Origin of the sequence: Novosphingobium sp. (assembly GCF_027486195.1) — a bacterium.
Classification (GTDB): domain Bacteria; phylum Pseudomonadota; class Alphaproteobacteria; order Sphingomonadales; family Sphingomonadaceae; genus Novosphingobium.
In genome coordinates, this window is the sequence record NZ_JAIXPP010000010.1 from 69,080 (window position 1) to 88,256 (window position 19,177).

21 protein-coding genes and 1 other RNA gene are annotated in these 19,177 nt (G+C 65.6%); 14 read left to right on the forward strand and 8 right to left on the reverse strand.

Annotated features, from left to right (window positions below; all coding sequences use genetic code 11):
* Positions 1–31: 31 nt before the first annotated feature.
* Together Q0071_RS01850 and Q0071_RS01855 are read left to right on the forward strand one after the other, a co-directional pair.
* Positions 32–1,120, forward strand: coding sequence for an efflux RND transporter periplasmic adaptor subunit (locus Q0071_RS01850; RefSeq protein WP_298164666.1), 1,089 nt, complete (start codon positions 32–34; stop codon positions 1,118–1,120).
* Positions 1,117–4,182, forward strand: a complete 3,066-nt coding sequence (locus Q0071_RS01855; RefSeq protein ID WP_298164670.1) for an efflux RND transporter permease subunit — start codon at positions 1,117–1,119, stop codon at positions 4,180–4,182. The genes Q0071_RS01850 and Q0071_RS01855 overlap by 4 nt, the downstream gene beginning before the upstream one ends.
* Before the next feature lie 174 nt (positions 4,183–4,356).
* Here Q0071_RS01855 and Q0071_RS01860 read toward each other — a convergent pair whose 3' ends face one another.
* On the reverse strand, positions 4,357–4,794 hold the full coding sequence (locus Q0071_RS01860) for a VOC family protein (RefSeq protein WP_298164674.1): 438 nt from the start codon (positions 4,792–4,794) through the stop codon (positions 4,357–4,359).
* A gap of 206 nt (positions 4,795–5,000) precedes the next feature.
* Between Q0071_RS01860 and Q0071_RS01865 the strand changes: the two genes are divergently transcribed.
* Positions 5,001–5,654, forward strand: a complete 654-nt coding sequence (locus Q0071_RS01865) for an SIMPL domain-containing protein (RefSeq protein WP_298164720.1) — start codon at positions 5,001–5,003, stop codon at positions 5,652–5,654.
* A gap of 78 nt (positions 5,655–5,732) precedes the next feature.
* Here the strand turns inward: Q0071_RS01865 and Q0071_RS01870 are convergent, their stop codons facing one another.
* Positions 5,733–6,563 carry a TorF family putative porin gene (locus Q0071_RS01870; protein ID WP_298164677.1) on the reverse strand — a complete coding sequence of 277 codons (831 nt, stop codon included), beginning with the start codon at positions 6,561–6,563 and terminating at the stop codon, positions 5,733–5,735.
* Positions 6,564–6,802: 239 nt separating this feature from the next.
* Here Q0071_RS01870 and Q0071_RS01875 point away from each other — a divergent pair, with 239 nt between their 5' ends.
* Positions 6,803–7,588: a metallophosphoesterase family protein gene (locus Q0071_RS01875; RefSeq protein ID WP_298164680.1), complete on the forward strand. Its 786-nt coding sequence runs from the start codon at positions 6,803–6,805 to the stop codon at positions 7,586–7,588.
* Here Q0071_RS01875 and Q0071_RS01880 read toward each other — a convergent pair.
* The 4 genes from Q0071_RS01880 to Q0071_RS01895 form a co-directional block, all read right to left on the reverse strand.
* Positions 7,585–7,938, reverse strand: coding sequence for an antibiotic biosynthesis monooxygenase (locus Q0071_RS01880; protein WP_298164683.1), 354 nt, complete (start codon positions 7,936–7,938; stop codon positions 7,585–7,587). The two genes, Q0071_RS01875 and Q0071_RS01880, sit on opposite strands and share 4 nt — an antisense overlap.
* Positions 7,939–8,016: 78 nt before the next feature.
* Complete coding sequence (gene mtgA / locus Q0071_RS01885) at positions 8,017–8,706, reverse strand: monofunctional biosynthetic peptidoglycan transglycosylase (RefSeq protein WP_298164722.1); 690 nt, start codon at positions 8,704–8,706, stop codon at positions 8,017–8,019.
* A 209-nt stretch (positions 8,707–8,915) separates the two neighbouring features.
* On the reverse strand, positions 8,916–9,818 hold the full coding sequence (gene rpoH, locus Q0071_RS01890) for an RNA polymerase sigma factor RpoH (RefSeq protein WP_298164687.1): 903 nt from the start codon (positions 9,816–9,818) through the stop codon (positions 8,916–8,918).
* A gap of 194 nt (positions 9,819–10,012) precedes the next feature.
* Positions 10,013–10,966 (reverse strand): RluA family pseudouridine synthase, encoded by a 954-nt coding sequence (locus tag Q0071_RS01895; protein WP_298164689.1) that lies wholly within the window; start codon positions 10,964–10,966, stop codon positions 10,013–10,015.
* 96 nt (positions 10,967–11,062) lie between these two features.
* On the opposite strand from Q0071_RS01895, the gene Q0071_RS01900 reads away from it, so the two are divergent.
* The 10 genes from Q0071_RS01900 to Q0071_RS01945 all read left to right on the forward strand — a co-directional run bounded on the left by Q0071_RS01900 (position 11,063) and on the right by Q0071_RS01945 (position 17,225).
* Complete coding sequence (locus tag Q0071_RS01900; protein ID WP_366885905.1) at positions 11,063–11,299, forward strand: type II toxin-antitoxin system ParD family antitoxin; 237 nt, start codon at positions 11,063–11,065, stop codon at positions 11,297–11,299.
* A 2-nt stretch (positions 11,300–11,301) separates the two neighbouring features.
* Entirely contained in the window at positions 11,302–11,604 is a 303-nt protein-coding gene (locus tag Q0071_RS01905) for a type II toxin-antitoxin system RelE/ParE family toxin (RefSeq protein WP_298164694.1), read from the forward strand.
* Between the two features lie 22 nt (positions 11,605–11,626).
* Positions 11,627–12,034 carry a Mov34/MPN/PAD-1 family protein gene (locus Q0071_RS01910; RefSeq protein WP_298164724.1) on the forward strand — a complete coding sequence of 136 codons (408 nt, stop codon included), beginning with the start codon at positions 11,627–11,629 and terminating at the stop codon, positions 12,032–12,034.
* 143 nt (positions 12,035–12,177) lie between these two features.
* Entirely contained in the window at positions 12,178–12,834 is a 657-nt protein-coding gene (locus Q0071_RS01915) for a histidine phosphotransferase family protein (protein ID WP_298164697.1), read from the forward strand.
* Between the two features lie 21 nt (positions 12,835–12,855).
* A complete protein-coding gene (locus Q0071_RS01920; protein ID WP_298164699.1) occupies positions 12,856–13,560 on the forward strand; it encodes an N-acetylmuramoyl-L-alanine amidase in 705 nt (234 codons plus the stop codon).
* A 7-nt stretch (positions 13,561–13,567) separates the two neighbouring features.
* Positions 13,568–14,005, forward strand: an RNA gene (rnpB, locus tag Q0071_RS01925) — RNase P RNA component class A.
* Positions 14,006–14,075: 70 nt separating this feature from the next.
* Positions 14,076–15,065, forward strand: coding sequence for a cation diffusion facilitator family transporter (locus tag Q0071_RS01930; protein WP_298164702.1), 990 nt, complete (start codon positions 14,076–14,078; stop codon positions 15,063–15,065).
* Positions 15,066–15,160: 95 nt separating this feature from the next.
* Positions 15,161–15,340 carry a hypothetical protein gene (locus tag Q0071_RS01935; RefSeq protein WP_298164704.1) on the forward strand — a complete coding sequence of 60 codons (180 nt, stop codon included), beginning with the start codon at positions 15,161–15,163 and terminating at the stop codon, positions 15,338–15,340.
* A gap of 135 nt (positions 15,341–15,475) precedes the next feature.
* Positions 15,476–16,195, forward strand: coding sequence for a superoxide dismutase (locus Q0071_RS01940; RefSeq protein WP_298164706.1), 720 nt, complete (start codon positions 15,476–15,478; stop codon positions 16,193–16,195).
* 139 nt (positions 16,196–16,334) lie between these two features.
* On the forward strand, positions 16,335–17,225 hold the full coding sequence (locus tag Q0071_RS01945) for a hypothetical protein (RefSeq protein WP_298164708.1): 891 nt from the start codon (positions 16,335–16,337) through the stop codon (positions 17,223–17,225).
* A 70-nt stretch (positions 17,226–17,295) separates the two neighbouring features.
* Here Q0071_RS01945 and clpX read toward each other — a convergent pair whose 3' ends face one another.
* Both clpX and Q0071_RS01955 read right to left on the reverse strand, forming a co-directional pair.
* Entirely contained in the window at positions 17,296–18,552 is a 1,257-nt protein-coding gene (gene clpX, locus Q0071_RS01950) for an ATP-dependent Clp protease ATP-binding subunit ClpX (RefSeq protein WP_298164710.1), read from the reverse strand.
* 147 nt (positions 18,553–18,699) lie between these two features.
* The coding region (locus tag Q0071_RS01955) for an ATP-dependent Clp protease proteolytic subunit (protein WP_298164712.1) at positions 18,700–19,177 on the reverse strand (478 nt) is incomplete at its 5' end.

Genomic DNA, 19,177 nt, shown 5'->3' on the forward strand with positions numbered 1-19,177 from the left:
CGAAAGTCCCCCCAGGGGCTCGGAGGCTGACATGCAACGCCGCGCCATTTCCCGTTTCCCGCTCCTCGCCGCGCTCGCCGGCACCGCACTCCTCGGCGGCTGCTCCGGCACCGCGTCAGACCAGCCCGCCGAGCCGCTCGTCGCCGCCGCGCTGGTGCAGGGCGAAGGTGGCGGCGAAAGTGGGGGCGATGCCTACACCGGCACAGTCCACGCCCGCACCGAAAGCACGCTGGCCTTCCGCGTCCCCGGCAAGATCCTCGCCCGCCTCGTCGACGCTGGCTCGCAGGTCCGCGCCGGGCAGCCGCTGTTCCGGCTCGATGCCCGCGATCTCGGCCTCGCCGCGTCCGCTGCGGCAGACAAAGTGCGCGCTGCCGAAGCCGATGCCGCACGTACCGCAGCAGACGAAGCGCGTCTGCGCCCGCTCGTCGCCACCGGCGCCATTTCCCCCTCTACTTACGACGGCGCCCGCGCCGCGCGCGATGCCGCCGCTGCCACGCTCTCCGCCGCGCGCGCCGCCGCCGCCAATGCCGCCAACGAACGCGGCTATGCTGTGCTCGTCGCCGATGCAGACGGTGTCGTCACCGAAGTGCTTGCCGAGGCGGGCCAATTAGTCGCCGCTGGCACGCCGGTGCTGCGCCTTGCCCGCAGCGGCGCGCGCGAAGCGCTCGTTGCCGTCCCCGAAACCGCGCTCGCTGCGCTGCCGAAAACCGCGCAGGCCCTCGTCTATGGCCGTAATACGCCCGTCACCGCCACCTTGCGCGAAGTCGCCGGGGCCGCCGATCCGCTGACCCGCACGTTCGCTGCGCGCTATGTCCTGTCCGGTGCACCGGCAGACGCTCCGCTCGGCGCCACCGTCACCGTGCGCCTGCCCGGCACCAGCGCCGGCAGCAGCCGCGTCCCGCTCGGCGCGCTCGTCGATCTCGGCAAAGGGCCGGGCGTGTGGGTGATTCAGCCGGATCGCAGTGTCCGCTTCCAGCCCGCGCAGCCGCTGCGCCTTACCGAGGAGGAAGCCTTCCTCCCCGCCGCGGCGCTGCCCCCCGGCACCCGCGTCGTCGCGCTCGGCGGGCAGTTGCTCCACGCCGGCCAGAAAGTCCGCCCGGCTGAAGGCGCGGCCCGGTGAAGGGCCCCAACCTCTCCGCGATCGCGGTCAAGGAACCCTCGGCCACGCTGTTCCTGCTGCTCGCCGCGATGGCTGCGGGCATCTTCGCCTTCTTCCAGCTCGGCCGCGCCGAAGATCCCAGCTTTACCTTGAAGGTGCTGACGGTATCCGCCGCATGGCCCGGCGCCACCGCGCAGGAAATGCAGGATCAGGTTGCCGATCGGCTGGAAAAGCGCCTCCAGGAACTGCCCTACTACGACCGGATCGAAACCCAGACCCGGCCCGGCTTCCTCACCATCACCATCCTGTTCGGCGACAAGGCCTCGCCGAAGGACGCGCCGGAGCTGTTCTATCAGGCGCGCAAGAAGATGAGCGACGAGGCGATCAATCTGCCGCGCGGCGTGATCGGCCCGATCGTCAACGACGAATACTCCGACGTCTATTTCTCGCTCATCGCGGTGCAGGCCAAAGGCTTGCCCCACCGCGCGCTGGTGCAGCGCGCCGAAGCCATCCGCAGCGAACTCCAGCGCGTCGATGGTGTCAAGAAGGTCGCGCTGTTCGGCGAACAGCGCCCGCGCATCTACGTCGAGCTTTCCAACCGCAAGCTCGCCACGCTGGGGCTGGGCGCCGATGCCGTGCTCGGCGCGCTTGCCAATCAGAACCTGATCCAGCCCGCCGCCCAGTTCGAAACATCCTCGCGCCTCGTGCCCGTGCGCGTCACGGGCGGCTTCGACGATCTCGATGCCGTGCGGGCCACCCCGATCAGCGCAGGCGGGCGCGTGGTGCGCGTCGGTGATATCGCCGAGGTCCGGCGCGGCTACGAAGACCCGCCCAGCTTCCAGGTCCGCCATGAGGGCGGCGAGGCGGTCATGCTCGGCGTCGTCATGCATCCCAACTACAACGGCCTCACCCTCGGCCGTTCGCTCAATGCCAAGCTTGACGAGATCCGCACCCGGCTCCCCCTCGGCGTTACCGCCGCCGAAGTCGCCGATCAGGCCGCCAACATCGCCGAGGCCTACGGCGAATTCATGCTCAAGTTCGCGGTCGCGCTCAGCGTGGTCATGGTCGTCAGCCTCATCGCGCTCGGCTGGCGCGTGGGCATCGTCGTCGCGCTCTCCGTTCCCCTCACGCTCGCCGCCGTGTTCGTGATCATGCTGATGACCGGCCGCCAGTTCGACCGCATTACGCTGGGCGCGCTGATCCTCAGCCTCGGCCTCCTCGTTGATGATGCGATCATCGCGATCGAGATGATGGTGGTGAAGCTCGAAGAAGGGATGAGCCGGATCGAGGCCGCCACCTTCGCCTGGGGCGCGACCGCCGGGCCGATGCTGGCGGGCACGATCGTCACCATAGTCGGCTTCCTTCCCGTCGGCTTCGCGCGCTCCACTGCGGGCGAATATGCCGGTAACATCTTCTGGATCGTCGGCTTCGCGCTCCTCGTCTCGTGGATCGTCGCGGTCTATTTCACCCCCTACCTCGGTGTGAAGTTGCTGCCCGATATCAAGCCGGTGGCTGGCGGGCACGATGCGATCTACGCCACGCCGCGCTATGAACAGCTGCGCCACTGGATCACCCGCAGCGTGGCGCAGCGCGGCCGCCTCACCCTCGGCGTGCTCCTCGGCATGGTGCTCGCAGCCGTGCTGCTCGTCGTCGCGATCCCCAAGCAGTTCTTCCCGATCTCGGACCGGCCCGAGCTGCTGATCGAGGTCTACAATCCGCATGGCTCCAGCCTTGTCGCAACACGCAGCGTGGTTGAAAAGATCGAGCATGATCTGCTCAACCGGCCCGAGATGAAGGCCGAGATCCGCTACGTCGACAGCTACCTCGGCGGAGGCGCCCCGCGTTTCTTCCTCTCGCTCAATCCCGAGCCCGCCGATCCCTCCTTCGCCAAGCTCATCGTGCTGACCCACAGCCCCGCCGCGCGCGACCGGCTGCGCCTGCTCGTCCAGAAGCTCGCCGCCGAGGGCCACTACCCCGGCGCCCGCGTCCGCGCGCTCAGCCTGCTGTTCGGCCCGCCGGTGCCCTATCCCGTCGCCTTCCGCGTCACCGGGCCGGAGCCGGACCAGTTGCGCCGCATTTCAGCCCAAGTCGCCAAGGTGGTCCGCGCCAATCCCAACACGGTCGCGGTCAACACCGACTGGGGCGACCGTACCCCCGCCGTCACGCTCCAGTTCGACAACGACCGCCTGCGCTTGCTCGGGCTCGATCCCGCCAGCGTCGCCCGGCAGGTCTCCGCGCTGATTTCGGGCACAACCGTTGCACAGGCCCGCTACGGTGACCGCACCACCGATGTCGTCGTCCGCACTCCGGGGGCTGAACGCCACGCGCTCGGTGACCTCGGCAGCCTCGTGATCGGCACCGCGAACGGCACCGGCGTGACCCTTGCGCAAGTCGCAAAGATCGTGCCTTCCAGCGAAGACCCGCTGCTGGTGCGCCGCAACCGCGTGCCGACGATGACCGTGCGCGCCGATATCACCAAGGGCATCCAGCCGGCTGACGTGACTGCCGCGATCCTGCCCAAACTGCAGCCCGTGATGGACAAGCTGCCCGCAGGCTATGCGATCATCGCCGCCGGCTCGGTCGAGGAGGCCGGCAAGGCAAACGCCGCGCTGGCGCCGCTGTTCCCGATCATGATCGGGATCATGCTGCTCGTGCTCATGCTGCAGACCCGCTCGTTCCGCATGACCGGCCTCGTCTTCGCGACCGCGCCGCTCGGGCTGCTCGGTGCAATCCCTGCGCTGCTCATCACCGGCTTCCCGTTCGGCTTCAACGCCATCCTCGGCCTGATCGGGCTTGCCGGCATTCTCATGCGCAACACGCTGATCCTCGTCGACCAGATCGATTCCGAACGCGCCCGCGGCCTCGGCCTCGAAGCCGCCGTGATCGAGGCGACCGTGCGCCGCGCGCGCCCGGTGCTGCTCACCGCGCTTGCGGCGGTGCTCGCCTTTCTGCCGCTCACGCTGTCCAGCTTCTGGGGCCCGCTTGCGGTCGTGCTGATCGGGGGCACGCTCGTCGGCACCGCGCTGACGCTGTTCTTCCTCCCCGCGCTCTACGCGCTGTGGATGGTGCGGCGCGCGGCGTAGGAGGTTTCTCGCAGAGGACGCAGAGGGAAAGAAGATCGCAGAGAGGCTGTACCTTGCGGCGCAGCCTCTTTCGATCTGATCGGGAGGGCATCAATTTCCGGCTCTGCCGGAAGCGACCTCTCTGCGATCTCCGCTTCCTTCCTGATCTCTGCGAGAAGCCCCTTCTTCAAACCCTCACCAGGTCCCGGTGTTCTCCATGCTCGCCCACGGTTCTGCGGGTTCGAGATGGCCGTCCTGCAGCAACTCGATCGAGATGCCGTCCGGGCTCTTCACGAAGGCCATGTGGCCATCGCGCGGGGGGCGGTGAATGATGTGGCCCGCCGCCTGAATCTTCGCGCAGGTCTCGTAAATATTGCTCACCCGGTAGGCGAGGTGGCCGAAGTTGCGTCCGCCGGTATAGACTTCGCCCGCGCTGCCATCCTCTGGCGGCCAGTTATAGGTCAGCTCCACTTCGGCGATGCCCTCCTCACCGGGCGCGGCGAGGAAGATCAGCGTGAAGCGGCCCTTGTCGCTCGAAAAGCGGCGCACTTCCTTCACCCCGAACAGCTCGAAGAAGGCGATCGTCGCCTCGGGATCGGTCACGCGGATCATCGCGTGGAGAAACTTGGTCACGGGGAGCAGCTCCTTTGGCTATTCAAACTCGGTTCATCGACGAAATCGCACAGTTCACCGCAGGGCGAAGAGCCCGACAGGGAGACCATGCCGTGACGACTACCGATACTGAGGCCGACGCCGATTCCCAATCGTTTCTTGCCCGCCTGACCCCATCGGGTCTGCAGCGCCCCCTGCTTGCGGCCGCTGGTGTGCTCGCCCTTGGCATGGTGGCGGGCGGCTATCTCCTTGGCGATGGCCTCAGGCGCAGCCGCGAGGCGGACCGCGCCGTCACCGTGCGCGGGCTGGCCGAACGCGAGGTAACCGCCGACCTCGCCACCTGGACCATCGCCTATTCCGCCACCGCCGAAGACATGGGCAGCGCGCAGGCCAGCGTCGATCATGACAGCCAGGAAATCCGCGCCTTCTTCGCCGGCCTCGGCTTCCCCGCAGAAGCGCTCCAACCCACCGGCGTCAATGTCAGCACCAGCACTGACAACGGCGTGATGCGCTTCACCGTGCGCCAGCGCATGGCGCTGCGCACCACCGACATCAAGCGCGCGCAGGATGCCGTGCGCCGCCAGTTCGATCTCGTGCGGCGCGGCGTGATGCTCGAGGAAGGTTCAGGCATGGCCTACACTTTCACCGGGCTCGACAAGATCAAGCCCGCGATGGTCGCCGCCGCCACCAAGGACGCGCGCCGCTCCGCCGAACAGTTTGCGCAGGATAGCGGCACCGGCGTCGGCGGGATCAAGAACGCGACGCAAGGCTACTTCGAAGTGACCGCGCGGGACGGCGATGGGGGCGGCGGCTGGGGTGTTTCGGACACGCCGTTCAAGAAGGTCCGCGTCGTGACAACGATCGATTTCTACTTGCGGTAGAATCCTGTGCGCCGCGTCAGCGGCAAGAAAGGGCGCCCCGCATGGCGGCGCGCCCTTTCCTCCTGCAACAGGATGGGATCAGAACGATGCGGTGAGCGAAACCACGCCGACCGGCTTGGTCGTGCGGTAGAACGAATTCGCGCACACATCGACCGCCGTCAGGCTTTCGCCGCCGCCGGCGCCGCTGCACAGGCCGCTCTGGGCAAAGTCGCTGCGGTGCATATTCGTACCGACCACTGAGGCATCAAGCGCAAGGTTCTTATACTTCGCGGTAATCCCCACGTTGTAATCGAAGAATGGCTTAGGAAGGTCGAAGCCGCCGCCGGTGTGCGCGAGGTGCGAATGGATGCTCAGCGGAGTGCCCGGGATCGCCCCGCCCAGTTCGCCGTAAACGTAGAGATTGCTGCGATGGGTCGAGGTGAAGTTGTAGTTGAACACCTTCTGCGCCGGCGCAAAGTTCGCGCCGACCTTGGCCGTCACCGGGCCCAGCGTCTTGGCCACCGAACCGTAGACTTCCCAGTAGTTGCCGATCGTCGCGCCCGGATAGATGTAGCCATAAAGGCCGCCGTCGATCGTGAAGCCGGTGTTGCCGATCCCGTGGGTGTAGCCGCCGTAGATGTCGATCTCGGTGCCGCCGATGTTGATCGGGCTGTTGCCAGCCGAGGCGCTCGAGCCCCAGGTCGAGATGTAGAAACCGGATTTGTGCGCGATCGTGAAGGTGCCCTGCACGACGGGCTTGTTGTCCGACTGCGCGACGCCGCGGAACCGGTACTGGCTGGCGATCGTCGCCGCTCCCGTCACCGTGATGTCGCTGGGCGGGGCAGTTTCGTCGGCAAGCGCGGGTGCAGCAGCGGCGAAGCTAAGGGCAGCAAAGGTTGCGGCCACGAAGGCCTTGCTGGACGTACGCATGGGGAATCCTTTGTTTTTGGGTTCGCGTCGTCCCACCTGCACAGGCCGTGGCGACTCGATTTTTGCGGTCAGCCTTCGTTCTGTAACTTTTTGTTGCCGGATTATGTTGCGTCGCACAAGAGCGCGCCAACGGCTGGTCGCGGCTTTCCCACGCTCTGTTGCAATTCCGCACCATCCATGCCGCGCGCCTTGTAATGGACGCTGTCAGGCCCATATTACTTTGGTAAGGCCCCTCTTTGATGCTGAAGCTGCTGCGTTCCTTTCTTGAATCCCGGTCCGAGCCAGAGGTGATTCCCTCGGTTCCGGACGGTCAGCGAGTCTATGCCATTGGTGACATCCATGGCCGATACGACCTGCTGTGCCGCATGATTGCGCGGATCGAAGCGGACGAAGCGGGCCGTTCCCCTGCCGATACCACCGTCATCCTGCTGGGCGATCTCGTCGATCGCGGCCCGGACAGCGCGAGCGTCATTGCCACCGCGCGCGAATGGGCAAAGCGCCGCCGCGTGCGCATGCTGGCCGGCAACCATGAGGAAATGTTTCTCGGCAGCTTCGAGCGCGACGATACGCTGCGCCATTTCCTCCGCCATGGCGGGCGCGAAACCTTGCTGAGCTATCCGATCGAGCCTGATGTCTACAGCCGCGCCACGCTCGAGGAGTTGCGCGCGATCATGCATGATGCGGTCCCGGCCGACGACATCGAATTCATGAAGTCGATGGAAGACAGCATCCAGATCGGCGACTACGTCTTCGTCCATGCCGGGGTGCGCCCGGGGGTTCCGCTCGAAGATCAGAAGATCTCGGACCTGCGCTGGATTCGCGGTGAATTCATCGAAGGCCCCGAAACCCGCGATTTTGCGGTTGTCCACGGCCACACCATTCTCGAAAGCCCGCACGTCTCGCCGCTGCGCATCAGCCTCGATACGGGCGCCTATGCCTCGGGCCTGCTCACCGCGATCGGCCTCGAAGGCACATCGCGCTGGCTGATTTCAGTGCAGGGCGAACCGGCTGCCGAAGCAGCCTAATCGTCGAACAGCACCGTGCGCATCGCGCCGTCCTCGCGGTAGACCGGCCCATCGCGGCCGACTTCATACATCCGGTTCCACAGCGCAGTAGGCCCCAGCCCCACCATCGTGTCGCGCATCGCGGCGTAGCAGGGGTGCTGGAAGTGCGCGACGAGCGAGGCGTGATCCTCCCACAGCTCGTGGATGGTTACCCGGTGCGGAATGCAGGGATCGGCGGCGAAGCAGTACTCAAGGCAGCCCGGCTCCTCGGTGCGCGATGTCCATTGGATCGGCGCCGCGAGCCGCACCGCCTCGTCCCGCACGCCCTGATCGGCAAATTCGATCCACGCGTGAATGATGACCTGCGGCATGGCTGGCTCTCCCTTGGCCCCGCTCATGCCGGGCTTGATTGACCTGGCCAGTCAAGCACACCCCGTCGCGGGGCGCCCCTATTGATAAACGCAGGTGTCGTAATCCGCGCGCACCGTGTTCACCCGCGCCGCGATCACATTGCCGTGCCTGCGGGTAGAACCCGTCGCACCCGTCACCGCGCGCACCTTGGGCTGCGGGAACGCCGCGGCGATCCGCGCCGCCTCGACCCGGCTCAATTGTGCCGCCGATTTCTTGTAGTAGCGCTGCGCCCCCGCCTCGACGCCATAGGTGCCGATGCCCGTTTCGGCGACATTGAGGTAGACCTCCATGATCCGCCGCTTGCCCCAGATCGTCTCGATCAGCACGGTGAACCAGGCTTCCAGCCCCTTGCGCAAATAGCCGCCGCCTTGCCACAGGAACACGTTCTTGGCGGTCTGCTGGCTGATCGTGGAGCCGCCGCGGATGCGTCCGCCCTCCTGATTGCGCTCCCACGCCTTGAGGATCGCATCCTGATCGAACCCGTGATGCTGGCAGAACTTGCCGTCCTCGCCCGCGATTGCCGCATCCACCATGTTGCGATCGATCTTCGAAAGCGGCACCCATTCCCGGGTGATGCCGTTGGGATCGAAGATCATCGTCAGCGTCACCGGCACCGGCACGAAGCGGTAGACCACCACCATCGTCACGCTCAGGAACAGGAACGCCGCGACCAGCCGCGCCAGCAACCAGCCCGCCTGATGCAACAGGCCGGGCCGGCGCGCCCGCATCACTTGCGGGTTCTTGAGCTTGAGCAGTTCATCATCCATGCGCCGATGATATTACCTGGCGGCGCGCGGCTGGCAATCGGGAGCTTGAAAGCTTGCAACGGTCCCTTCGCGCCTTCGCTGCGGGCCGCGTGGTTGCCGCGATCCATCGCGCGAACAGGAACGGCCGGGGTCACCCCCGGCCGCCCGTACATTCACCAGGAACGCGCCGTTCAGGCCGTCAGCAGATGCCGCTCGCCGGCAATGCGCTGCATCGCCTTCTGCAGCTTCTCGAAAGCACGCACCTCGATCTGGCGCACGCGCTCGCGGCTGACGTTGTAGACCTGGCTCAGTTCTTCGAGCGTCTTGGGCTCGTCGATCAGGCGCCGGTCGGTCAGAATATGCCGCTCGCGGTCCGAAAGGCCGTCCATCGCCTCGACCAGCAGGGCGTGGCGCAGATGCGCTTCCTCGGCGTCGGCCACGGTCTCGTCCTGCAGCGGGCTGTCATCGACCAGCCAGTCCTGCCACGAACCCTCGCCGTCCTCACGCACCGAGACGTTGAGGCTGGCATCGCCGCCCATCATCATGCGCCGGTTCATGTTGACGACTTCGGTCTCGGACACGCCAAGGTCGGTCGCGATCTTGCGCACGTCTTCCGGATGCAGGTCCGAATCCTCGAACGCCTCGAGGTTCTTCTTCATCCGCCGCAGGTTGAAGAACAGCTTCTTCTGCGCCGCGGTGGTGCCCATCTTCACGAGGCTCCACGACCGCAGGATGTACTCCTGGATCGAGGCCTTGATCCACCACATCGCATATGTCGCCAGACGGAAGCCGCGATCGGGCTCAAACTTCTTGACGCCCTGCATGAGGCCGATGTTGCCTTCGGAGATCAGCTCGCTCACGGGCAGGCCATAGCCGCGATAGCCCATGGCGATCTTCGCCACGAGCCGCAGATGGCTTGTCACCAGCTGCGCAGCGGCCTGCGGATCGGCATGCTCCTGATAGCGCTTGGCGAGCATGTATTCCTGCTCGGGCGCCAGCACCGGGAACTTGCGGATCTCGGCCAGATAGCGGTTCAGCCCCGCCTCACCGCCACCAAGGGCAGGGACCAGCGCTGTCGATTTCTTCTCAGACACCTGAACACATCCTTTCGCCGCGCCCGATTGCAGGGGGCGCGAACCTCACAGGCCTGTGTCGCGAGACGTTCGCGGCTTGTTCCGGTATATCGGAGAGCCCCGAGTCTTGCCACACAGCAAAACTATTCGCCCACGTAGCGCCATTCGATACAGCGCGTTTTTGGGGCATTGCACCTTTTATCCATAGGCTGCCGTCAGCCACCATGCCCTCCCAGTTCGATAATGAGCGTCCTGAGATCGACGGGCGTCGGGCTGGCAAAGCGCACCGAATCGCCGCTCGCCGGATGGATGAAGCCAAGCTCGGCCGCGTGGAGCGCCTGACGACCGAAGCCGAGCCGGGCAAGCAAGGGCCGATGCTGGGATGACGTGCGTCCATAGACTGGATCGCCCACTAGCGCATGGCCGATTGATGCAAGGTGAACGCGCACCTGGTGGGTTCGCCCGGTCTCGAGCCGACACTCGATCAGCGCGGCGCCCTGCAGAATCTCGATCGTGCGGTAATGCGTGACGGCATGCTTGCCGCGCCCGTCAGCCACCAGCGCCATCTTCTTGCGATCCCGCTCGCTGCGCCCGATCGCGCCGCGCACCGTGCCCGCCGCAGGCACCGGCACGCCTGTCGTCACCGCCTGATAGACGCGGTGGATCGAATGGTCGGCAAACTGCCGCGCCAGCCCCTCGTGCGCCGCATCGGTCTTGGCGACGACCAGCAGCCCCGAGGTATCCTTGTCGATCCGGTGCACGATCCCCGGCCGCGCCACGCCGCCGATGCCCGAAAGCTGGCCCCGGCAATGGTGCAGCAGCGCGTTGACCAGCGTCCCGTCGAGGTTCCCAGCCGCCGGATGCACCACCAGCCCCGCCGGCTTGTCGATCACGATGAGATGCGCGTCCTCATGGACCACGCTGAGCGGAATATCCTGCGCCGCGGCTTCAGCCGGTACGGCCTCCGGCACGCGGATGGTGAAGGGCGTGCCTTGCGCCGGCTTGAGCGAAGCCTGACCGGCAGGCTTTCCGGCGAGCGCCACGCGCCCATCATCGAGCAGCGCCTTGATCCGCTCGCGCGAGAGGCCGGAGACATCGGCAAGCGCCCGGTCGAGCCGCAGCCCGCCGGTCGGGATGATCCCTTCGATGATGGTCTCGCATGCCCCCATGGTCGGTTGGATATGGGAACGGCGTGGCGGGGCGGCAAGGGTGGGGCAGTCTTGACAAACCTTGCCAAAAATCGGCAAACTGCTGGCATGGCAACCATGAACATTTCCCTGCCCGATCCCATGAAGCAGTGGGTCGAAGCGAAAGCCGGTTCGGGGCGCTACAGCAATGTCAGCGACTATATCCGCGATCTGATCCGACGCGAGCAGGAGCGATCGGATCGGATCGCCCGGATGCAGCAGCAGGTCGATGAAGCGCGGGCAAGCGGCACCAGCAACGAAACCATGGCAGACATTCGCGCCAGGGCCCTGCGCGTCGCCGGCACCGAACTCTAGGGGTGGCCGGATTCCGGCTGTCTCGGGCCGCAGCAGACGATCTCGTCCAGATCTATCTGGAGGGACTGGCCTTGTTTGGCGCGGCGCAAGCAGATCGCTATCACGATGGTCTTGGTGCGGCCTTTGCATTTCTGGCGGACTATCCGCTCGCGGCCCGGCTGCGCGATGAAATTGCACCGCCGGTCCGGGTGCATCGCTACCAGTCCCATCTGATCATCTACGAAATCGCCGAGGATGATGCGGTGCTCATCCTGCGCGTGCGGCATGGCCGCGAGGATTGGCTGCAGGCCGCCGATGGCGCATGATCCGCACGCCGATGGCACCGCCATGCACTTGACCCTCACCCCACAAGCCCACGCCGCCATCCTCGCCGCCGCTGCCGAAGCCGCGCCGCGCGAAGCCTGCGGCCTCCTCCTCGGCTCCGGAAACCACATCGAAACCGCGCTAAGCACCGCCAACGTCCATCCCGAACCCTCCCGCCATTTCGAGATCGATCCCGCCGCGCTCATCGCCGCACACAAGGCGGCGCGGGCGGTCAAGGCTTCGGGCGGGCCGCAGCTCATCGGCTATTTCCACTCGCATCCGAACGGCCTTGCCCGCCCTTCCGCCACCGATGCCGCCAGTGCCTCGGGCGATGGCCGGATCTGGGCCATCGCCGCTGCCGGCGCAGTCAGCTTGTGGCGCGATGCGCCATCAGGGTTCGAAGCGCTTTCCTACGCGATCAAGGAGAGTTAAGGCAGGTTGGTGACGTCACGCCCGACCCTTCCTTGTGTGCTTCGCGATCGCTGCGGCAGGGCCCCATCCCGGGCAGCGCACGTTTCCCTCAGGACTGTGTCAACTGTGTCAACTTATTCAGCGAAAAGGCCTGAATTCTGAACATGAACACCGATTCGCTCGATCTCGCCAGCCTGCTCTGCTCGCGCCTGTGCCACGACATGCTCTCCCCCGTCGGCGCGCTCACGAATGGTCTCGAACTCCTCGCCGAGGAGAAGGACCCCGAGATGCGCCAGAAATGCTTCGAGCTGCTTGAGCAGAGCGCACGCATTTCCGCCGACAAGCTGCGCTTCTTCCGCCTCGCCTTCGGCGCCGCTGGCGGCTTCGGCGAGATGGTCCCGCTCGCCGAGCCGCGCGCGCTGATCGATGCGCTGGTCGGCAACAACGGGCGCATCCAGGCCAACTGGGCGCTTGCCGGAGACAGCCTGCCCAAGCCTGCGGTCAAGACGCTGCTCAACCTCGCGCTCATCGGGATCGAGGCGCTGGTGCGCGGCGGCACGCTCGATATCGCGGCCGAACTCAGGACGGATGGCGCAAAGCCCTGCAGCGAGATCGTGATCCGCGCGACCGGTGCCCGCGTCGTGTTCGATCGCAACGTCGGCCTCGCGCTCGAAGGCGCGCTCTCGGGCGAGGAACTCTCCAGCCGCACCGCGCCCGCGGCCATGCTGCGCCAGCTGGTCGATGGCATCGGCGGCACGATCCAGTATCACGCCACGCCCGAGGCTCTCGTCATGGGGGCCATGCTGCCCGTGTCTGCCTGAAGTGTCGGGGCCTGATCTGCCATGAACCGCTGGCTGGTCCACCGCGAGGTTCCCTCGCCCAACTGGAACGAGCGCAAATCGCGCGTCTCCATGGTGGTCCTGCATTACACCGGCATGCGCACCGCCGCCGATGCGCTCGAAAGGCTGTGCGATCCGGCGGCCGAAGTTTCGGCGCACTACATGATCGACGAGGATGGCACCGTCATCCGCCTCGTCGATGAAGGCAAGCGCGCCTGGCATGCGGGCCGATCCTACTGGCGCGGCGAAACCGACGTGAACTCGGCCAGCATCGGGATCGAGCTCGTCAATCCCGGCCACGAATTCGGCTACCGCCCGTTCCCCGAAGCGCAGATGGAAGCGCTGATCCCGCTGCTCGCCGATATCGTGAAGCGCCACGATATTCCCCGCGCCAATGTCGTCGGCCATTCGGACGTGGCTCCGGCGCGCAAGCAGGATCCGGGCGAGCTGTTCCCCTGGGACCTCCTCGCGCGGTACCGCATCACGCTGCCCAAACCGCAGCTCACCATGCGCCTGATCTATGACAACCCAAGCGCCTTCTACCTCGCGCTAGAGCGTTTCGGGTATGACATCACCGATCCCGAAGCCGCCGTCCGCGCCTTCCAGCGCCGCTGGCGCCCCGCGCGCATCGATGGCGAAATCGACGGACAGATCGGCGCACTGCTGTTCGAGCTTTTGTTGGAACGCGACACCGGGCGTGCTAGGTGACCCCTCGCCAGGGGGCCGGGCAGCCGCGTTCCCGCTCATCCTGAGCTTGTCGAAGGGTGGCGGGACCGAGGAAAGTCCGGGCTCCACGAAACAAGGGTGGCGGGTAACGCCCGCCGAGGGAAACTTCAGGGAAAGTGCCACAGAGAGCAGACCGCTAACCCAGCGTGTTGAAAGACATGGGGGGCAGCAAGGGTGAAAGGGTGCGGCAAGAGCGCACCGCGCGACTGGTAACAGAAGCGGCAAGGCAAACCCCACCTGGAGCAAGACCGAATAGGGACTGCGCGCTCCTTTACGGAGCAGGCCTGTTTCGGGCCAGCAGTCCGGGTTGGTCGCTTGAGCGCGCCCGGCAACGGGCCGCCTAGAGGAATGGCTGCCGACGCGGATACGGTCCACAAGTGGGATACCGTCCGCGCCACAGAACCCGGCTTACAGGCCCCCTGGCAATTCGGGCCCCAATTCGGGTACTGCAATCAAAGCGTTTTCCTACCCGCCATGAAGGCGCTAGGAAGCGGCGCATGTCCGGCGAGCACCACCACCACCACCATGGTCACGACCACAGCCATGCGAACACGCATGGTCACGGGCACAGCCATGCGCACGCGCATGGTCACGGGCACAGCCACGCCCCCGCCAGCTTCGGCCGCGCCTTTGCCATCGGTATCGTGCTCAACAGCGGCTTCGTCCTGATCGAAGCGGGCTACGGTTTTGCCGCAGGCTCGATGGCGCTCGTCGCCGATGCGGGGCACAACCTCTCGGACGTGCTGAGCCTTGCCGTCGCTTGGGCGGCCAGCGTGCTCGCCGCGCGCCCGCCTTCGTCGCGCTTCACGTATGGCTACAAATCGAGCTCGATCCTCGCCGCGCTGTTCAACGCCGCGCTGCTGATGCTGGCGCTCGGCGCGATCCTCGTCGAGACGATCCACCGCCTGATCGCGCCGGAACCCGTCGCAGCCGGCCCGGTCATGGTCGTTGCGGGGATCGGCATCGCGATCAACACACTCACCGCGCTGCTCTTCCTGCGCGGGCGCGAGCACGACATCAACATTCGCGGCGCCTATCTCCACATGGCGTCGGACGCAGCGGTTTCCGCCGGCGTGGTCGTGGCTGGCGCGCTGATCGCACTCACCGGCGCGTGGTGGATCGATCCCGTCACCAGTCTGGCGATCGTGGGTGTGATCGCGTGGGGTACCTGGGGGCTTGCCAAGGATTCGCTCAAGATGGGCCTCCACGGCGTTCCGGCATCGGTCGATGGGCACGCCGTCGAACACCACCTTGCCGCTATGCCGGGCGTCAGTGCGGTCCACGATCTCCACATCTGGCCGATGAGCACCACCGAAACCGCGATGACCGCGCATCTCGTGATGCCCGGCGGCCACCCGGGGGATGCCTTCCTGGGCGACCTATCCCAAACGCTCGCCCAGCGCTTCGCGATCTGCCACGCCACGGTGCAGATCGAGACCACCGATCTTGCCGAACTTGCCCGCCATGGCTGCGGAAACGGACGCTAACCGGACGCACCAGCCATTTGGCCCTTAGGGGTGCCTGCGCGCGACCATCGATGACCCCTATAGCGCTGCCAAGAGCGCTCCTGAGGGGAATCGATATGCTTCGTACGGAATTGAAGATTGCCAGCATTTCGATGGCCGCCGCCGCCGCTATTGCCGCCACTGCCCTGGCTTCTGGCCTCGCCGCGATTATCGTCCCCGGCACCGCTCCTGCCTCAGGCTACACGGTGGCCAGCGGCAAGATCGTGCTGACCGACGCCGGCTCGCGGCCCAACTGATCGCAGGGACTCACAAAAAGGGGGCGGCGGCCGGACACGGCCGCCGCCCCCTTTTTGCGACCTGCCTTCCCGGCAGATGGACAGCGCTGATTTCCTGACCACAATGGCCGAAGCCAGTTCAAGGAGTCGCACCCCATGCAGATCGATCGCCGCACCGCCCTCACCGCTGCCATGACCGCTGCCGCGGCCGGAGCTATCCCCGCCGCCGCACAGACCGCCGCCGCACAGACCGCCGCCGCGCCTCCCGCTCCCTCGGGCCCGGTCTTCGCGCCCGCCCCGGCGCCGCTGCCCTTCGATCCCGCCACGATCCCCGGCCTTTCCGCCAAGCTCCTCACCAGCCACCACGACAACAACTATGTCAGCGCGGTGAAGCGCATCGGCGCCATCAAGGGCGAACTGGCGAAGCTCGACATGACGGCCGCTCCCGGCTTCATGCTCAACGGCCTGAAGCGCGAGGAGCTCATCGCGTGGAACTCGATGCTCCTCCACGAAGTGTATTTCTCGTGCCTCGGAAACGGCGGCAAGCCGGGGGCCAAGCTCGGCGCTGCAATCGAGCGCGATTTCGGCAGCTTCAGCCGCTGGGCCGCGGAATTCTCGGCGATGGGCAAGGCGCTCGGCGGCGGCTCGGGCTGGGTCCTGCTGCAATGGTCCCCGCACGATGGCCGCCTCACCAACCAGTGGGCGAGCGACCACACCCAGACCCTCGCCGGCGGCACCCCGATCCTTGCCATGGACATGTACGAACACGCCTATGCCATGGACTACGGCGCGAAGGCCGCCGCCTATGTCGATGCCTTCATGGCCGCCGCAACGTGGGGCGCGGCAGACGCACGGTTTGCCAAATTGGCCGGGTGATAGGAGTCCTCCACGAGAATAGCGCGGCGCAGTTTGGGCAGCGAAGCCCGGTGCATACCGGGCCGACTTGCGCAAGCTTGTCTCGGCACCTCGACAGGGTAAGCTGCAGTTGTAAGTCGTGGCCTCTATGGGAGCGGACATGCCGGTAATCGCCTACCAGTCGTTCAACGCCAATTCGAGCACGACGCACGGCCTCGCTTCGATGTGGCAGCAGCCGCTGACCCGCGCTGCGGCGCGCCGGGTGGGACGAGCGGGACATCAAGCGCTCGTCCTGCCTTCACTGGATAGCGAGTTCTCCCTGCCCGTTGAGGGGCCGGCGAATCTGCGCCCGATCCAGGCGCTGGGCGGCGCACCGACCCAGGTCGCCTTCGGCACTCAGATCGCACTGATCTATCAGAACATCTACCGCGCTATCGGCTCGATGCCGGACCTGCTCGTGTGCGGCGAACTCGATGTGAGCAATGCAGACTTCGCAGGCCTCCGCCAGAGTTCGGGTCTGCTCGCGAATGTCACCGGCAATGCCAAGGCATGCCAATGCTTCACGGCATTCGCTCAGGCTGGCGTCGCGGGGCAGATCAAGCTGCTGGCCGAGGGGCTGGGCTTCGTGATCTACTCGATCAATGGTCTTTCCGTGCTGTTCGTCCATGTGCCGAACGCCATCGCGACCAACGCGGCGAAAGTGCGAGACTTCTACGCCCAGCTCAACAACCACCTCGTCACGATCGGAAGCGGCCCGATTGATCTGGTGATCGGCGATACCAACCAGAGTTCCAGCAATTTCACCCAGAATGCCCTGCCGCAGGGCTTTGCCAACGCGCACACCAGCGCTGTGGTCTCCCCTTTTGATAACTGGAACGTCAAGCAGGGGGGAACCAACAGCGCGGGCTCGAAGATGTTCGATGTCGCGGTCTACAACACCACGACGATCAATCTGGAGGCCGGACCGGTCTATCTGTCGCAGTCCTCCGGCGCGGTGACCGTGACGGATCACTGCGGGCTAGCGGTCAAGGTCAGCCGCAAGGTGGGGTGAAGCCCAAGGAAACGGGCCCGGAAGTGCGCTTCCGGGCCCGCTTTGTTTCAGTTCCGAAGCGGTGCCTTGCTCAGGCCGCTTCTTCCTTGCCCTTGAGCACCTGAACCGGCTCCTTGCGGCCGTCGACGACATCCTTGTCGACCACCACTTCGGTCACGCCTTCCAGCGTCGGCAGATCGAACATCGTATCAAGCAGCAGCCCTTCAACGATCGAGCGCAGGCCGCGCGCGCCAGTCTTGCGTTCGATGGCGCGCTTGGCAATCGCTTCAAGCGCGTCATCAGTGAAGGTCAGTTGCACGTCTTCGAGGTCGAACAGCTTCTGGTACTGCTTGATCAGCGCGTTCTTGGGCTCGCGCAGGATCTTGACCAGCGCCTCGATATCGAGGTCATTCAGCGTGGCAATCACCGGCAGACGACCGACGAATTCGGGGATCAGGCCGAACTTGAGGAGGTCTTCCGGCTCCGCCTTCTGGAGCAGTTCGCCCACCTTGCGCTTGTCCGGATCCGCGACATGCGCGCCGAAACCAATCGAGCGCTTCTGCAGGCGATCCGAGATGATCTTCTCGAGGCCGGCAAACGCACCGCCGCAGATGAACAGGATGTTGGTCGTGTCCACCTGCAGGAATTCCTGCTGCGGATGCTTGCGCCCGCCCTGCGGCGGCACCGAAGCCGTGGTGCCTTCCATCAGCTTGAGCAGTGCCTGCTGCACGCCTTCGCCCGAAACGTCGCGCGTGATCGAGGGGTTCTCGGCCTTGCGGCTGATCTTGTCGATCTCGTCGATGTAGACGATGCCGTGCTGCGCCTTTTCGACATTGTAGTCGCTCGCCTGCAGCAGCTTGAGAATGATGTTCTCGACATCCTCACCCACATAGCCGGCTTCGGTCAGCGTCGTCGCATCGGCCATCGTGAAGGGCACGTCGAAAGTCTTGGCCAGCGTCTGCGCGAGCAGCGTCTTGCCCGAGCCGGTCGGCCCGACGAGCAGGATGTTCGACTTCGACAGTTCGACATCGCCGCCCTTGCCGCTGTGCTTGAGCCGCTTGTAGTGGTTGTGCACCGCGACCGAGAGCACACGCTTCGCGCGGTCCTGACCGATCACATAGTCGTTCAGTGTCACGAAGATATCGCGCGGTGTCGGTACGCCGCCATCCTTCTTTCCGGCGAGACCAGCCTTGGTCTCTTCGCGGATGATGTCATTGCACAGCTCCACGCATTCATCGCAGATGAACACGGTGGGGCCGGCGATGAGCTTGCGCACTTCGTGCTGCGACTTGCCGCAGAAACTGCAGTACAGCGTGCTCTTGGTATCCGATCCGGAAAGCTTGGTCATTCTTACATCCCAGACGCCCCTCCACGAGGGGCGGGCCCGGTTATCCTACTACCCGGAGGGCATTAATCAACCGGACACGAAAATAGCGAACAAATCCTGATCCAGCACCCTGCCATTTTAGGGCAAAATGCTGGGATCAGGCCGAAATCATGCCGATGGCGCGCCGCCTGAACCTTCTTCGCCGCCCATCTGGTCACCTTCTGGACGCGATTCGTACACTTTGTCGACGAGTCCGAACTTCAGCGCTTCGTCGGCTTCGAGGAACGTGTCACGGTCCATCGCCTTCTCGATTTCTGCGAGCGTGCGGCCGGTGAACTTGACGTAAAGGTCGTTCATCCGGGCGCGCATGCGCAGAATCTCGCGCGCCTGGATCTCGATGTCGGAGGCCATGCCGCGCGCGCCGCCCGAAGGCTGGTGGACCATGATGCGGGCGTTGGGGAGCGCGATGCGCATGCCCGGCTCACCCGCCGCGAGCAGGAAGCTGCCCATCGAGGCTGCCTGGCCGATGCACACGGTCGAAACGCGCGGGCGAATGTACTGCATGGTATCGTAGATAGCGAGACCCGCCGTCACCACGCCGCCGGGCGAGTTGATGTACATGGCGATGTCCTTCGACGGGTTCTCG

Bases quoted from the DNA above. Each gene is read 5' to 3' on its own strand.
- Q0071_RS01850 (WP_298164666.1), top strand. From the start codon at position 32: ATGCAACGCCGCGCCATTTCCCGTTTCCCGCTCCTCGCCGCGCTCGCC.
- Q0071_RS01865 (WP_298164720.1), top strand. From the start codon at position 5,001: ATGGTGGCGGGCGGCTATCTCCTTGGCGATGGCCTCAGGCGCAGCCGC.
- Q0071_RS01870 (WP_298164677.1), bottom strand. From the start codon at position 6,563: ATGCGTACGTCCAGCAAGGCCTTCGTGGCCGCAACCTTTGCTGCCCTT.
- Q0071_RS01875 (WP_298164680.1), top strand. From the start codon at position 6,803: ATGCTGAAGCTGCTGCGTTCCTTTCTTGAATCCCGGTCCGAGCCAGAG.
- Q0071_RS01880 (WP_298164683.1), bottom strand. From the start codon at position 7,938: ATGCCGCAGGTCATCATTCACGCGTGGATCGAATTTGCCGATCAGGGC.
- mtgA (WP_298164722.1), bottom strand. From the start codon at position 8,706: ATGCGGGCGCGCCGGCCCGGCCTGTTGCATCAGGCGGGCTGGTTGCTG.
- Q0071_RS01895 (WP_298164689.1), bottom strand. From the start codon at position 10,966: ATGGGGGCATGCGAGACCATCATCGAAGGGATCATCCCGACCGGCGGG.
- Q0071_RS01900 (WP_366885905.1), top strand. From the start codon at position 11,063: ATGAACATTTCCCTGCCCGATCCCATGAAGCAGTGGGTCGAAGCGAAA.
- Q0071_RS01910 (WP_298164724.1), top strand. From the start codon at position 11,627: ATGCACTTGACCCTCACCCCACAAGCCCACGCCGCCATCCTCGCCGCC.
- Q0071_RS01915 (WP_298164697.1), top strand. From the start codon at position 12,178: ATGAACACCGATTCGCTCGATCTCGCCAGCCTGCTCTGCTCGCGCCTG.
- Q0071_RS01920 (WP_298164699.1), top strand. From the start codon at position 12,856: ATGAACCGCTGGCTGGTCCACCGCGAGGTTCCCTCGCCCAACTGGAAC.
- Q0071_RS01930 (WP_298164702.1), top strand. From the start codon at position 14,076: ATGTCCGGCGAGCACCACCACCACCACCATGGTCACGACCACAGCCAT.
- Q0071_RS01935 (WP_298164704.1), top strand. From the start codon at position 15,161: ATGCTTCGTACGGAATTGAAGATTGCCAGCATTTCGATGGCCGCCGCC.
- Q0071_RS01940 (WP_298164706.1), top strand. From the start codon at position 15,476: ATGCAGATCGATCGCCGCACCGCCCTCACCGCTGCCATGACCGCTGCC.
- Q0071_RS01945 (WP_298164708.1), top strand. From the start codon at position 16,335: ATGCCGGTAATCGCCTACCAGTCGTTCAACGCCAATTCGAGCACGACG.
- clpX (WP_298164710.1), bottom strand. From the start codon at position 18,552: ATGACCAAGCTTTCCGGATCGGATACCAAGAGCACGCTGTACTGCAGT.